This is a genomic window from Falsochrobactrum shanghaiense, from assembly GCF_003149535.1.
Lineage (GTDB): Bacteria > Pseudomonadota > Alphaproteobacteria > Rhizobiales > Rhizobiaceae > Brucella > Brucella shanghaiense.
In genome coordinates, this window is sequence record NZ_QGDB01000002.1 from 225,563 (window position 1) to 239,015 (window position 13,453).

Consider the following 13,453-nt stretch of genomic DNA (forward strand, 5'->3'; position numbering starts at 1 on the left):
GCGGAGTGTACTTTGCATAGCATCGATGTTCTGGTGATTGGAGCCGGTGCCGCTGGCATGATGTGCGCGATCGAGGCGGCAAAGCGCGGCCGGTCGGTGCTGGTGCTCGACCATGCGAAAAAGCCGGGCGAGAAAATCCGCATCTCCGGCGGCGGGCGGTGCAATTTCACCAATATCCATGCCAGCCCGAAAAACTTTCTGTCGCAAAATCCGCGTTTCTGCATTTCGGCATTAAGCCGTTATACGCAGCGCGATTTTCTCGCCCTGATCGAGCGGCATAAGATTGGCTATCACGAAAAGACGCTGGGGCAATTGTTCTGCGATGGTTCCGCCGGGCAGATCATCGATATGCTTTTAGGGCAGATGCAGCACCATGGTGCGCAATTGCACCTCACGGCCACGGTCGAAAGCGTTGAAAAAACCGCCAATGGCTTTATGGTGCGATATTCGGGAGGCACCGTCTCCTGCCGCTCGCTGGTGATCGCCACCGGCGGTAAGTCGATCCCCAAAATGGGCGCGACCGGTTTTGGCTATGATATTGCCGCGCGCTTCGGCCTGCGGCTTGTCGAAACCCGTCCGGGGCTGGTGCCGCTGACATTTGAGCCAAACCTACTGGAGCGGTTGAAGCCCCTGGCGGGCGTGGCGGTCGATGCGGTGGTTGCCTGCCGCAAGACCCGTTTTGCAGAAGCCATGTTGTTCACCCACCGCGGCATCAGCGGGCCTTCCATTCTCCAGATTTCATCCTATTGGCGCGAGGGCGATGAAATCACCATTTCCATGCTGCCCGAAACGGACTTGTTTGCAGCGCTGCGCGAGGAGCGTGGGCGCAATGGGCGGCAGGCGCTGCAAACCGCGCTTGCGCTGCATCTTCCCAAGAAGCTTGCGCAACTGATCGCCGCCGATATTTCACCGGCGCAGAATCTGGCTGATTTTTCTGATGTCGCCCTGCGGCGCGTGGCGGCTGCGGTCAATGAATGGCGCGTGAAGCCTGCGGGTTCGGAAGGCTATCGCACCGCCGAAGTCACATTGGGCGGGGTTGATACGCGCGATCTGGATTCAAAGACCATGGAAGCGCGCGACGTGCCGGGGCTTTATTTCATCGGCGAAGTGGTCGATGTCACCGGCTGGCTCGGCGGCTATAATTTTCAATGGGCGTGGTCGTCGGGCTGGTGCGCGGGACAGGTCGTTTGAGACCGGATCAGCCCTTCTTGCGGCTGCGCAGTTCCGGGTTGCATTCAAGCTCGCGCTCAAACGAAATCAGACCCGTCGCATAGGCCTCCTGCCGCGCTACGCTCCAATATTTGAGTTCGTCGAGCGGTATCTGTACGGCGCTGACTGCGCAGACGACATAGGAGCCATGCTTGACGATCTCGAAATCGCCGTCGAGATAGCGCAATACGGCCTGGGAAGAGCGGGGCGATTCAAATTTGTTCATCGTATAAATCCTTGATTTCGAAACTTATCAAGCCAGCCCGATTCTGTCCACACGGCTTAACGCCTGCCGAATAGCCGTTCAATATCGGTAAGTTTCAACTCAATATAGGTCGGGCGGCCATGATTGCAGGTGCCCGAACCGGGGGTTGCTTCCATTTCGCGCAGCAAGGCGTTCATTTCTTCGGGCTTGAGCCTGCGTCCCGAACGCACCGAGCCATGGCAGGCCATGGTGGCGGCGACATGGTTGAGCATGGCCTTGAGGCCGTCGGACGTATCGTGCTCGGCCACCTCGTCGGCGAGATCGCGGATGAGTTGTTGCACGTTCATTTCGCCCAGCATGGCGGGGGTTTCGCGCACGGCGATGGCGCCGGGGCCGAATTGTTCAAGGCCGAGGCCAAACCGGGCAAGCTCCTGCGCATGCGCGGCAAGGCGCTGCGCGTCTTCTTCCGGCAGGTCGACGATTTCGGGTATAAGCAGCATCTGTCCGGCGATCGGGCGCGAATGAAGCGCATTTTTGAGCGCTTCATAGACCAACCGTTCATGGGCTGCGTGCTGGTCGACAATGACCAGACTGTCATCGGTCTGGGCGACGATGTAATTTTCGTGGATTTGCGCACGCGCGGCTCCCAGCGGCTTTTCCATCAGTTCGGCAGACGCTTGCGCGATGGCCGCGCGGGCATCGGCTGCGGGGGCGGCCACGGCTTCTATCGTTGCCTGGCCGTCTTCATGAAAGGCGAGCGGGCTGTCGAGATCAAGCGGCCTGTGGGCGGGATGGGCAGTTTGTGGCGACCATTCGCTACGCGGGGCAGGCGCAGTGTAATTGCTTGATGAGGGGCGGGGCTGAAACCCTTGCGCGCGAAACGCCTGCAACATGGCTTGCGCGCCGCTGGTGGCCGGACGGATGCCGGAGCCTGCCAGCGCCTGTTTGATCGCGCCCACGATAAGGCCGCGCACAAGACCCGGATCGCGAAAGCGCACGTCGGCTTTTGCCGGATGCACATTGACATCGACAAGGGCGGGATCGAGCGTGAGAAACAGCACCGCCACCGGATGCCGGTCACGGGCAATCACATCGGAATAGGCACCGCGCAGCGCCCCGAAAATCTGCTTGTCGCGCACCGGACGGCCATTCACATAGGCGAATTGATGCAGGCTGTTGCCGCGATTAAACGACGGAATTCCGGCAAATCCGGCCAGCCGCACGCCGTCGCGCTCCGCATCGATGGCAAGCGCATTCTCGCAAAATTCCTTGCCCAGTATCTGCCCGATACGCTCCAGCGTGGCATCCGCGCCGCTTCCGGTTACGGGCAGTTCAAGCGGTGTGCGGTCGGTGCCTGCCAGCGAAAAACGGATATGCGGAAAGGCGATGGCAATCCGCTTGACGACATCGGTGATGGCCACGGCCTCGGCGCGATCCGTCTTCATGAATTTCAGCCGTGCGGGCGTCGCATAAAACAGATCGCGCACCTCGACGATGGTGCCGCGATTGAGCGCTGCCGGGCGAGGACCATCGATATGACCGCCGAAGACGGAAACCTCAAAGCCCGAATCGGCATCTTGTGGCCGGGATTTGAGAAGGAGCTTCGATACCGAGCCGATGGAGGGCAGCGCCTCGCCGCGAAAACCCAGCGCGCGAATATCATGCACGTCATCGGAAAGCTTGGATGTGCAATGGCGTGAGACGGCCAGCGGCAGTTCATCTGCGGCAATGCCCGAACCATTATCGGTGACACGCAGCAATGTCTTGCCGCCGCCAGCGGTTACGATCTCGATGCGGGTGGCCCCGGCATCGATGGCGTTTTCGACAAGTTCCTTGATTACGCTGGCGGGGCGTTCGATTACTTCGCCAGCGGCAATCTGGTTGATGATGGTTTCGCTGAGGTGCCGGATTGTCATGGCGCGATTATAGGCGGATTCGCACGCGCAAAGAACCGGCTATTTATTTGCGGGCTTGCCGCTCAGCTGCGCCCGTAAATATCGTCGAATCGCACAATGTCGTCTTCACCCAGATATTCGCCGCTCTGCACCTCGATGAGCACCAGCGGCAGAATGCCGGGATTTTCCAGCCGGTGCTTGAAGCCGCAGGGAATATAGGTGGACTGGTTGTTGGTCAAAAGGATTTCGCGCTCGCCATTGGTCACCTTGGCGGTGCCCGAAACGACGATCCAGTGCTCGGAACGGTGATGGTGGGCTTGCAGGCTCAGCCGCCGTCCGGGCTTGACCTCGATGCGCTTGATCTTGAAGCCGTCGCCTTCCTCCAGCACCGTATAGGTGCCCCAGGGGCGATGGGCGGTGCGGTGGAGCTTGGCTGCTTCATGGCCCTGATCGCGCAGCCGGTTGAAGACCTTGCGCACGTCCTGCGCCTTGTCGCGATGGGCCACCAGCAGCGCGTCGGGCGTATCGACCACCAGAAGATCATGCACGCCGATTAGGCTGACGAGCCGGTCTTCGGAGAGGACGAAACTGTCGGTCGTATCCTCGATCACGGTATCGCCGCGCAGGCGATTGCCATTGGCGTCTGCGGGAAGCAGGTCCGCCATGGTGGACCACGATCCAATATCCGACCAGCCGCACGAAACCGGAATGCAGGCAATGTTGCGGGCCTTTTCCATCACGGCATAGTCGATGGAGATGGCTGGCGTCGCGGCAAACTGGTCCAGCGGAATTTCCAGCGTCCGCGTTTCGCCATTCAGGCCGCGGCGCGAATGTTCGAGCGCGTTTTTCGCACCGGCCAGCACGTCGGGCGCGTGTTCGTGCATTGCGTCGAGCATGGTGCCTGCCTTGAAGCAGAACATGCCCGAATTCCAGTAATAGCGCCCGCTATGCACATAGGTTTCCGCCGTTTCCGCATCGGGCTTTTCCACGAAACGAAGGACGTCCTCGCCCATGGTTTCGATATAGCCGAAACCCGTCTCGGGATGGCCGGGAACGATGCCGAAAGTGACGATGCGATCTTTCTGCGCGAGAACCTGCGCCCTTGCGACGGCTTGTGCGAAAGCTGCCTCGTCTTCGATCAGGTGATCGGCAGGCATGATGAGCAGCATTGTCTCCGGGCCATGAAGCGCTGCGGCCTGCAAGGCGGCAAGGGCTATGGCAGGGGCGGTGTCGCGGCCTGTCGGCTCCAGCAGGAAGGTGTTTTCGATGGCGCGCGCATCGGCATCCGCATAGGCGTCGAGGGTTAAAAACAGGAAGTCGCGATTGGTGACGGTGAGGATTTCATTGGCCCCTTCAAGACGCGATGCGCGCGCATAGGTCTTGCCGATCAGCGTCCCGCCGTCCGGAAGCTCGATGAAGGGTTTGGGATGTGCCTCGCGCGAGAGCGGCCAAAGTCTGGAGCCGGAGCCGCCACTGATGATAACCGGAATGAAGCTCATTTTATCGCGGTGTCCCTTGTCGCTTTGCGGGCAATCTCAAGGCCCATGGTCAAAAACTGGCTGGCCTGTTCCTGCGTTGCCGCCTCCACATAGCAGCGAAGCTCCGGCGCATTTCCCGATGCGCGATAATGCAGCGCATTGCCGGATGCAAAAAACAGCTTCAACCCGTCGATTTCTTCCATTCGCACCACCGGATCGCTAGCGGTGAAAAACTGCGACCGCTTCTCCCGATCCCTGAGCAGGGCGAGAAAAGCCATGCTTGAATCCTGCGGAATATCTTGCAGCCGGTCGCTCAATGCAACCCGGAAACCATAGCTGTCCGCGATTGCCGATAGCGGGCTGTTCGTTTGCCGGATCGTGGCCAGGCAGGCGAGAATGGGCAGCATTGCATCGCGTGTGGGCAAGGCCGACAGTTGCCTGCCGTTGCTCTCGATGCTGCTGCCGAGCAAAACGCCGCCATTGGCCTCGAAGCCGACGACGCATTCAGCCTTCTCGTGCAAAGCCTGTTCCATGCCCGCAATGACATAGGGAGAACCGACCCGCGTGCGAACAACGCGGGTAAATTTTCCGCATTCTTCGAGTGCGGCGTTGGACGTCACCGGCGTGACGATCATATCCGCTTTCGCCCATGCGGCGGTGATTGCGCCCACCAGATCGCCGCGCACGAATTGCCCGTTTTCGTCGGCGATCAGCGGGCGATCGGCGTCGCCATCGGTGGACACAATGGCATCGAAGCGGTCCTGTTTCGCCCATGCGGCGAGAAGCTCAATATCTTCGGCGCGCAGCGCTTCGGTATCGACGGGCACGAATATATCGGAACGGCCAAGGGCGACGGTTTGCGCGCCAAGGTCTGAAATCACCTTCACCAGAATATCGCGCGCCACGGACGAATGCTGATAGACGCCGATTTTCAGTCCCGAAAGAGGGGCTGCGCCAAAAAAGTCCGTATAGCGTTTGACATAGGCGTCGACTGCATCGCCGTTCACGGGCAGGCCGGTTGCTTTTCGCACGACAAGATCGCTGGGCAGGGCGGCATAGGCCATATTGATGGCCGCTTCGTCATGTTTGTCGATTTCACCGTCATTGCGATAAAATTTCAGCCCGTTGCGGTCATCGGGAATATGGCTTCCGGTGACCATGATGCAGGGCGCGTCCTGCGCCATGGCGTAGCAGCTCAACGCCGGGGTGGGCAGCAGGCCGCAATTGACCGGCCTGTAACCGGCATCCTCGATAGCCGCCATGGCGAGCGCTGCAATATCGGGGCTGGAAGGACGCAGATCCTGCCCGACATAGACCGGATCGCCTGATTTGAGCGTGCCTTTTTGCGCCAGCATCCGGATGAAAGCCAGTGAATAGGCATAGGCCGGTCGTCCATTGAGTTCGGTCGCCAGCCCGCGAAGGCCGCTCGTGCCGAATTTGAGGGAATTGCCTGCCATGCCTGTCTCAATCCGTCTTCTGGTCATCTTCCGACTGAAGATCATGTTGTTGCTGGCGCGATTTCAGTTTCCCGCAATCGCCGGTGCAGTCTTTTCCTGTGTTTCATGCATATCCGGGCGCGGGAATTTTATAGAATTCACGCCAAAATGCTCTAATACAAAAGGATTAGAAGCCGGTTCTCTATTGCCCAATTCGGCGACGGTTTCAATCACTGCTTATCCTCTTGGTTATCGAGAGCTTTCCGCCCCCGCATAATCGCAATGTGCGGGCAGGTTGAATTGCGGCAGGCTTTGCGCTTCGATTATCGCACGCGCCACCGCATGGGCCATCACTGTCGCCGCGATTGCGCCAATGGCGGTGACATCGGCCTTGATGCCTTCGGCCCTGCCGGTTGAAAGCGCGAAAATCGTGTCTCCGTCCCACATGGTATGAACCGGGTTGATGGTGTTCGCAAAGCCGTTATGCGCCATGGCTGCGATCTTTTTGAGCTGCGCCTTGTTGAAGGGTGCATTGGTGGCGATCGCGCCGATGGTGGTGTTGGCCCCGGCGGAGCCGATGACCGAATGCCCGCGCATCAGCGCGTTCATGCTGTTGCGAAAGCCCCTGTCGTCCTGCGTTCGTGCGCCAGCCAGAATCCGGTTGGAAAAGGGCGCATAGACGTCGCCCACCGCATTGACGGCCACGATTGCACCAACGACAATATCCGTTCCGGGGATGGCGTGGCTGGCCGTGCCAAATCCGCCTTTCATGGCATATTCCATGCCGAACATCTTGCCCACGCTTGCGCCTGCGCCCGCGCCGATATTGCCTTGGGGGGAGGGCTGTGTTGTCGCCGCCTTGCAGGCGAGATAGCCTGCTTCCGCGTCCGGGCGGATCGAGAAATCGCCGACGCCAAGGTCCATCAGAACGGCGGCGGGCACGATGGGCACCACGCCATTACCGATCGCAAAGCCGAGCCGGTTTTCCTCCAGATAGCGCATGACGCCGGTAGCGGCAGCAAGGCCGTAGGCGCTGCCGCCCGAAAGCAGCACGGCCTGCACTTTTTCGACAAGATTGACCGGATCGAGCAGTTCCGTCTCGCGCGTGCCGGGGGCGGAACCGCGCACATCGACGCCAGCGACAGCACCTTCCTCGCAAAGCAGGACAGTGCAGCCGGTCGGGCGTTTCGTCAGCGTGTGATGGCCAAGCCTGATGCCGGGTACGTCGGTTATGCTGCCGCCGATCAGTTCGCGCATGATGTAATCCCCTCTGCATGCGCATGTATCACGTAAATTGCGGTCCCGTAACCGAAACTTGTTTTCAAAAGGCTTTCCAAGTCGTCATAAGCGTGTTACCAGCCAGTGCCAATTCAACCAAGCAACCAAGACAAGTCGCTGCTCCCGGACTCTATGCCGTGAAGCGGCTTTTCCCCATTCAAAGGAATTGGCCATGGCTAAAATCGTCGAATCTCCCACCGGCGCTCTCGCTCTTACCTTCGACGATGTGCTGTTGCAGCCGGGCCATTCCGAGGTCATGCCGGGTCAGGTTGATCTGCGCACCCGCATTGCAAAAGACATTGAACTCAATCTGCCGCTGCTTTCTGCCGCCATGGATACGGTGACGGAATCGCGCCTTGCCATCGCCATGGCGCAGGCGGGCGGCATCGGCGTCATTCATCGCAACCTCACGCCCGAGCGTCAGGCCGAAGAAGTGCGGCAGGTGAAGAAATTCGAATCCGGCATGGTGATCAATCCGGTGACGATCGGCCCCGATGCGACGCTTGCCGATGCGCAGGCGCTGATGCAGGCGCATGGCATTTCCGGCATTCCGGTGGTCGAGAACGCTCCCAAGGGACCGGGACGTCTGGTCGGCATCCTGACCAATCGCGACGTGCGTTTTGCATCCGATCCCAAGCAGCGCATCTATGAACTGATGACGCGCGAAAACCTCATCACGGTGCGCGAAAATGTCAATCAGGATGAAGCCAAGCTGCTTCTGCATCGCCATCGCATCGAAAAACTGCTGGTGACAGACGACAAGGGCCGCTGCGTCGGCCTCATCACCGTCAAAGACATTGAAAAATCACAGCTCAATCCGAATGCCGCCAAGGACGCACAGGGCCGCCTGCGGGCCGCGGCTGCAACCAGCGTCGGCGATGACGGCTATGAGCGTGCCGAACATCTGATCGATGCGGGTGTCGATCTTCTGGTGGTCGATACGGCGCATGGTCATTCGCAGCGCGTCCTCGATGCTGTGGCGCGCATCAAGAAAGCCTATCCCGATGTGGCTATCCTTGCCGGAAATGTCGCAACCGCTGACGGAACCAAGGCGCTGATCGATGTGGGTGCCGATTCCGTGAAAGTCGGGATCGGACCCGGTTCGATCTGCACCACGCGCATCGTGGCGGGTGTCGGCGTGCCGCAGCTTTCGGCCATCATGGCGGCGGTCGAATCGGCGCACAAGCTCGATATTCCGGTGATCGCCGATGGCGGCATCAAGTTTTCCGGCGATTTTGCCAAGGCGCTTGCCGCAGGCGCTTCCGCCGCCATGGCCGGATCGCTGCTGGCAGGCACCGAAGAAAGCCCCGGCGAGGTCTATCTGCATCAGGGGCGTTCGTTCAAATCCTATCGCGGCATGGGTTCGGTGGGGGCCATGGCGCGCGGATCGGCGGATCGTTATTTCCAGGCCGAAGTGCGCGATGAACTGAAACTCGTGCCCGAAGGCATCGAGGGGCAGGTGGCCTATAAGGGGGCGATTGCAGCCGTGCTGCATCAGCTTGCGGGCGGGCTGCGCGCTTCCATGGGTTATGTCGGCGCAAAGACCTTGCCGGAATTCCGCGAGAAGGCGACTTTCGTGCGCATTTCCAATGCGGGCCTGCGCGAAAGCCATTCGCATGGCGTGACGATCACCCGTGAAAGCCCGAACTATCCCGGCACCGTGTAACGGCTTCATTTCGAGCCAATTGAAGAAGCCGGGGCCTTTCGCTCCGGCTTTTTGTTGTGTTTTGGCGATTGCCTTTTCCCTGCAAGGAAGGCTATGCCCGACTGAGCAGATGCAAAGGAGTGACAATGCGGCTTGGCGGACGCCTTCAGGCGGCAATAGAGGTTCTGAACGATATTGAAACGGGCAAGCGCCCGGCTTTCGATGCGCTCAAGGATTGGGGCGCAGCACACCGTTTTGCGGGAGCGGGCGACCGTGCCGTGATCGGCAATATCGTTTATGACGCCTTGCGGCGCAAACTCTCCATTGCCTGGCGCATGGATGAGGACGATGCGCGCGCGCTGGCCTATGGGGCTTTGCTTTCTGACGGCGGCATGGAGATTGCCGCAATCGATGCGGCTTTTGAAGGCGACCGCTTTGCGCCTGCCTTGCTGGAGCAGCCAAGGCGTGCCGCATGGGAAAGCCGCAATCTCGATGAGGCGGAGCCTCATATTCGCGCCGATGTGCCGCAATGGTGCGCGCCTTCGCTTGAAGCCTTGTTCGGCACACGCTGGGTGGAGGAGGCGGCGGCACTTGCCACGCGCCCGCCGGTCGATCTGCGCGTCAATGCCTTGAAATCAACCCCGCAGGCGGTTCTCAGCGCGCTGGAAAAGGCCGGGGCCGACAAGACTGCGCTTCTCGAACAGGCTTTGCGCATTGCGCCGATCGAAGCGCTTGGCCGTCACCCCAATATCCAGACTGATCAGGCTTTTCTTGATGGCTGGTTCGAGGTGCAGGATCTCGGATCGCAGCTTGCGGCAAGAATGGCAGGCGCGCAACCGGGCGAGCAGGTGCTTGATTATTGCGCGGGCGCAGGCGGCAAGACGCTGGCGCTGGCTGCTGTCATGGGCAATAGCGGCCAGATTCACGCCTATGATGCCGAACGTGCGCGGCTTTCGCCCATGCATGAAAGATTGCAGCGCGCAGGCGTTCGCAATACGCAGGTGCATGGAAATCTCGATGCGCTGGCACCGCTCGTCGAACGGATGGACCTCGTTCTCACCGATGCGCCATGTACGGGCTCGGGGACATGGCGGCGCAGGCCGGACGCCAAATGGCGCCTCAATGAACAGCAGCTTGAGCGCCGCATGCAGGATCAGCATGAGGTGCTGCAATCGGCGCGGCATTATGTGAAGCCGGGCGGCAGGCTCGCTTATGTGACCTGCTCGCTGTTTGCCGAGGAAAACACGCAGCAGATCGAGCGTTTTCTGGCGGAAAATGCCGATTTTACCGAAATTGCGCCGGAAACCCTGTGGAATGGCGTGGTTTCGGATGCGGCGTCAATTGCGCCGGTATATCCGTCCCATGGCTGCGTCTTGTCGCCCCTGTCCACCGGGACGGACGGATTTTATGTGAGCATCTTGCGCAAGGAAAGCTGAGCCGGGGAAGATATGCCAGCAAACAGAATAGCCGAGCCTGATTTCAGGGAGCGCGTCGAGGAAAGCTTTGGCCGGCAGGCCGCGATGAAGCTGATCGGCGCGGAACTGACGCGCTGTGAACCGGGTATCGTCGAAATCGAAATGCCGTTTCGCGACGAACTCACTCAGCAGCATGGCATTCTTCATGCGGGCATGATTTCCGCCGCTCTCGATTCCGCCTGCGGCTATGCAGCACTCACCCTGATGCCGCCTGAAGCGGCCGTTCTGACCATCGAATTCAAGGTCAATCTTCTGGCGCCGGGCAAGGGCGACCGGTTTTTGTTTCGTGGCGAAGTCACCAAGCCGGGGCGCACCATCATGGTCAGCGACGGGCAGGCTTTTGCGGTGACGGACACGAATGTACGCCTGATCGCCACCATGACCGGCACCATGATGGTGGTGCAGGATCGCGAGGGATTGCAGGGATGATAAAGACCGTCGCCGGAAAGCGCCTTCTCTATGTCATGGCTGCAGAATCGGAATATGGGGCGCATCTGCGCACGCTTTTTACGCCGCTGATTATCGGCATCGGGCCGGTCGAAGCGGCGATCAATCTTTCGCGTTGCCTTGCCCGATTGGAACATCGCGGCGAGCGGCCCGATCTGGTTGTGTCTCTGGGGTCAGCCGGTTCAGCGAAACTCCCGCAGACGGAAGTTTTTCAGGTCTCCTCGGTTTCCTATCGCGATATGGATGCCTCGCCGCTCGGTTTTGAAAAGGGGTGCACGCCGCTTCTCGACCTGCCTGCGCGCATTGATCTGCCCTGCCTGGTGCCCGGCCTTGCCAGCGCATCGCTTTCGACCGGGGCCAATATCATATCGGGCCGCGCCTATGACGCTATCGAGGCCGATATGGTCGATATGGAGACCTATGCCTGCCTGCGCGCTTGCCAGCTTCACGGGGTTGCGCTGGCGGGGCTGCGCGGCATATCCGATGGCGCGAAGGAACTGGAGCATGTGGGCGACTGGACGCAATATCTTCACATCGTCGATGAAAAGCTTGCAGGAGCGATTATCCGGCTCGAAGAGGCGCTTTGCGCAGGTGCGATGCTATTTCCTGACATGGACATGTCAGTATAGATCGCGTTTTCTGTTTGATTGTTGAAACGCGACACTTCTTCCATTGCTTTTCCGGCGCTTTTTATCTAGATGCTGCACATGAGCACGGCACATCCCGACACTATCCTTATCATCGACTTTGGCAGCCAGGTCACGCAGCTGATTGCACGCCGCGTGCGCGAGGCCGGGGTCTATTCCGAAATCGTTCCTTTCCAGTCTGCGGAAGATGCTTTCAAGCGCATCAATCCCAGGGCTGTGATCCTGTCGGGCAGTCCGCATTCGACCACCGATATTGGCAGTCCGCGCGCGCCGCAGGAAATTTTCGAAGCCGGAATTCCGGTGCTGGGCATCTGCTATGGCGAGCAGACCATGTGCGAGCAACTCGGCGGCAAGGTCGAAAGCGGCCATGATCGCGAATTTGGTCGTGCTTTTCTTGAAGTGCAGGAAGACAGCGCGCTGTTTGCAGGCATCTGGGCCAAGGGCACGCGCCATCAGGTCTGGATGAGCCATGGCGACCGCGTTACCTCGCTGCCGGAAGGCTTCAAGGTTATCGGCACATCGCCCAATGCGCCTTTCGCGGCGATCTCGGATGAGAAGCGCAAATATTTCGCCGTGCAGTTTCACCCCGAAGTGGTGCATACGCCTGACGGCGCAAAGCTGCTGGAGAATTTTGTCCATAATATTGCAGGCATCAAGCCCGACTGGACCATGTCCGCCTATCGCGAGCAGGCGGTGGAAGCCATTCGCAAGCAGGTGGGCAAGGGCAAGGTCATCTGCGCGCTTTCAGGCGGCGTCGATTCCTCGGTTGCGGCTCTGCTGGCGCATGAAGCCATCGGCGATCAGCTCACCTGTATCCTTGTCGATCACGGATTGATGCGCAAAGGCGAGGCCGCTCAGGTCGTGGAAATGTTCCGCGAACATTACAATCTGCCGCTGATTCTTGTCGATGCGTCCGACCGCTTCATTTCGCAGCTTGAAGGCGAGGTGGACCCGGAAAAGAAGCGCAAGACGATTGGGCGTCTTTTCATCGAAGTATTCGAGGAAGAAGCGAAGAAACTCGGCGGCGCGGATTTCCTCGTGCAAGGCACGCTCTATCCCGATGTGATCGAAAGCGTTTCCTTCACCGGCGGCCCTTCCGTCACCATCAAGTCGCATCACAATGTCGGTGGCTTGCCGGAGCGCATGAAAATGCAGCTTGTCGAACCGCTGCGCGAACTCTTCAAGGATGAAGTGCGCCTGCTGGGCAAGGAACTGGGGCTTCCTGACAGTTTCATCGGGCGTCATCCGTTCCCCGGTCCGGGTCTTGCCATTCGCTGCCCCGGCGGCATTACGCGCGAGAAGCTTGAAATCCTGCGTGAAGCCGATGCGATCTATCTCGACGAAATCCGCAAGGCCGGTCTTTACGACGCGATCTGGCAGGCTTTCGCAGTGCTTCTGCCGGTCCAGACGGTTGGCGTCATGGGCGATGGCCGCACTTACGAATTCGTCTGTGCGCTGCGCGCGGTGACTTCCGTTGACGGCATGACCGCTGATTTTTATCACTATGACATGAACTTCCTTGGCAATGCGGCGACCCGCATCATCAATGAAGTGCGCGGCATCAACCGCGTGGTCTATGACGTGACCTCGAAGCCGCCCGGCACGATCGAGTGGGAATGATTCAGGTCCATCCGAACGCTGCCAATGGTTGCCGATTGCCGCATATAAGTCATTGAAACCATTATAGCTTTTGACGGCATGATTGACTGCTCTGTGACACCATTGGTGATTGCACCGA

General features: G+C 59.6%; 11 protein-coding genes and 1 pseudogene. 6 read left to right on the plus strand and 6 right to left on the minus strand.

Annotated features, from left to right (window positions below):
* Positions 1-57 precede the first annotated feature (57 nt).
* Positions 58-1,191 carry a BaiN/RdsA family NAD(P)/FAD-dependent oxidoreductase gene (locus tag DKP76_RS04950; protein WP_425349373.1) on the plus strand — a complete coding sequence of 378 codons (1,134 nt, stop codon included), beginning with the start codon at positions 58-60 and terminating at the stop codon, positions 1,189-1,191.
* Positions 1,192-1,198: 7 nt separating this feature from the next.
* Here the strand turns inward: DKP76_RS04950 and DKP76_RS04955 are convergent, their stop codons facing one another.
* From DKP76_RS04955 to DKP76_RS04975, 6 genes and pseudogenes are all read right to left on the minus strand, one after another.
* Entirely contained in the window at positions 1,199-1,435 is a 237-nt protein-coding gene (locus DKP76_RS04955; protein WP_109705351.1) for a DUF2093 domain-containing protein, read from the minus strand.
* 56 nt (positions 1,436-1,491) lie between these two features.
* Complete coding sequence (gene mutL / locus DKP76_RS04960; protein WP_109705352.1) at positions 1,492-3,330, minus strand: DNA mismatch repair endonuclease MutL; 1,839 nt, start codon at positions 3,328-3,330, stop codon at positions 1,492-1,494.
* Between the two features lie 62 nt (positions 3,331-3,392).
* Positions 3,393-4,808, minus strand: coding sequence for a mannose-1-phosphate guanylyltransferase/mannose-6-phosphate isomerase (locus DKP76_RS04965; protein ID WP_109705353.1), 1,416 nt, complete (start codon positions 4,806-4,808; stop codon positions 3,393-3,395).
* Complete coding sequence (locus tag DKP76_RS04970; RefSeq protein ID WP_109705354.1) at positions 4,805-6,244, minus strand: phosphomannomutase; 1,440 nt, start codon at positions 6,242-6,244, stop codon at positions 4,805-4,807. The genes DKP76_RS04965 and DKP76_RS04970 overlap by 4 nt, the downstream gene beginning before the upstream one ends.
* Positions 6,245-6,307: 63 nt before the next feature.
* Entirely contained in the window at positions 6,308-6,457 is a 150-nt protein-coding gene (locus DKP76_RS19135; protein ID WP_158279414.1) for a hypothetical protein, read from the minus strand.
* A 15-nt stretch (positions 6,458-6,472) separates the two neighbouring features.
* Positions 6,473-7,480: pseudogene (locus tag DKP76_RS04975) on the minus strand (P1 family peptidase); the annotation flags it as partial.
* Positions 7,481-7,673: 193 nt separating this feature from the next.
* Between DKP76_RS04975 and guaB the strand changes: the two are divergent.
* The 5 genes from guaB to guaA all read left to right on the plus strand — a co-directional run bounded on the left by guaB (position 7,674) and on the right by guaA (position 13,335).
* Entirely contained in the window at positions 7,674-9,167 is a 1,494-nt protein-coding gene (guaB, locus tag DKP76_RS04980) for an IMP dehydrogenase (RefSeq protein ID WP_109705356.1), read from the plus strand.
* A 125-nt stretch (positions 9,168-9,292) separates the two neighbouring features.
* Positions 9,293-10,582: an RsmB/NOP family class I SAM-dependent RNA methyltransferase gene (locus DKP76_RS04985; RefSeq protein WP_109705357.1), complete on the plus strand. Its 1,290-nt coding sequence runs from the start codon at positions 9,293-9,295 to the stop codon at positions 10,580-10,582.
* A 12-nt stretch (positions 10,583-10,594) separates the two neighbouring features.
* Entirely contained in the window at positions 10,595-11,050 is a 456-nt protein-coding gene (locus DKP76_RS04990; protein WP_109705358.1) for a PaaI family thioesterase, read from the plus strand.
* Complete coding sequence (locus DKP76_RS04995) at positions 11,047-11,697, plus strand: 5'-methylthioadenosine/S-adenosylhomocysteine nucleosidase (RefSeq protein WP_109705359.1); 651 nt, start codon at positions 11,047-11,049, stop codon at positions 11,695-11,697. The genes DKP76_RS04990 and DKP76_RS04995 overlap by 4 nt, the downstream gene beginning before the upstream one ends.
* 78 nt (positions 11,698-11,775) lie before the next feature.
* The gene (guaA, locus tag DKP76_RS05000) at positions 11,776-13,335 is read left to right on the plus strand and encodes a glutamine-hydrolyzing GMP synthase (protein ID WP_109705838.1); all 1,560 of its coding nucleotides are present in this window, start codon (positions 11,776-11,778) and stop codon (positions 13,333-13,335) included.
* The last annotated feature ends 118 nt before the right edge of the window (positions 13,336-13,453 follow it).

Excerpts from the sequence above, each read along its gene's own strand:
- DKP76_RS04950 (WP_425349373.1), top strand. The coding sequence starts at position 58 with ATGATGTGCGCGATCGAGGCGGCAAAGCGCGGCCGGTCGGTGCTGGTG.
- DKP76_RS04955 (WP_109705351.1), bottom strand. The coding sequence starts at position 1,435 with ATGAACAAATTTGAATCGCCCCGCTCTTCCCAGGCCGTATTGCGCTAT.
- mutL (WP_109705352.1), bottom strand. The coding sequence starts at position 3,330 with ATGACAATCCGGCACCTCAGCGAAACCATCATCAACCAGATTGCCGCT.
- DKP76_RS04965 (WP_109705353.1), bottom strand. The coding sequence starts at position 4,808 with ATGAGCTTCATTCCGGTTATCATCAGTGGCGGCTCCGGCTCCAGACTT.
- DKP76_RS04970 (WP_109705354.1), bottom strand. The coding sequence starts at position 6,244 with ATGGCAGGCAATTCCCTCAAATTCGGCACGAGCGGCCTTCGCGGGCTG.
- guaB (WP_109705356.1), top strand. The coding sequence starts at position 7,674 with ATGGCTAAAATCGTCGAATCTCCCACCGGCGCTCTCGCTCTTACCTTC.
- DKP76_RS04985 (WP_109705357.1), top strand. The coding sequence starts at position 9,293 with ATGCGGCTTGGCGGACGCCTTCAGGCGGCAATAGAGGTTCTGAACGAT.
- DKP76_RS04990 (WP_109705358.1), top strand. The coding sequence starts at position 10,595 with ATGCCAGCAAACAGAATAGCCGAGCCTGATTTCAGGGAGCGCGTCGAG.
- DKP76_RS04995 (WP_109705359.1), top strand. The coding sequence starts at position 11,047 with ATGATAAAGACCGTCGCCGGAAAGCGCCTTCTCTATGTCATGGCTGCA.
- guaA (WP_109705838.1), top strand. The coding sequence starts at position 11,776 with ATGAGCACGGCACATCCCGACACTATCCTTATCATCGACTTTGGCAGC.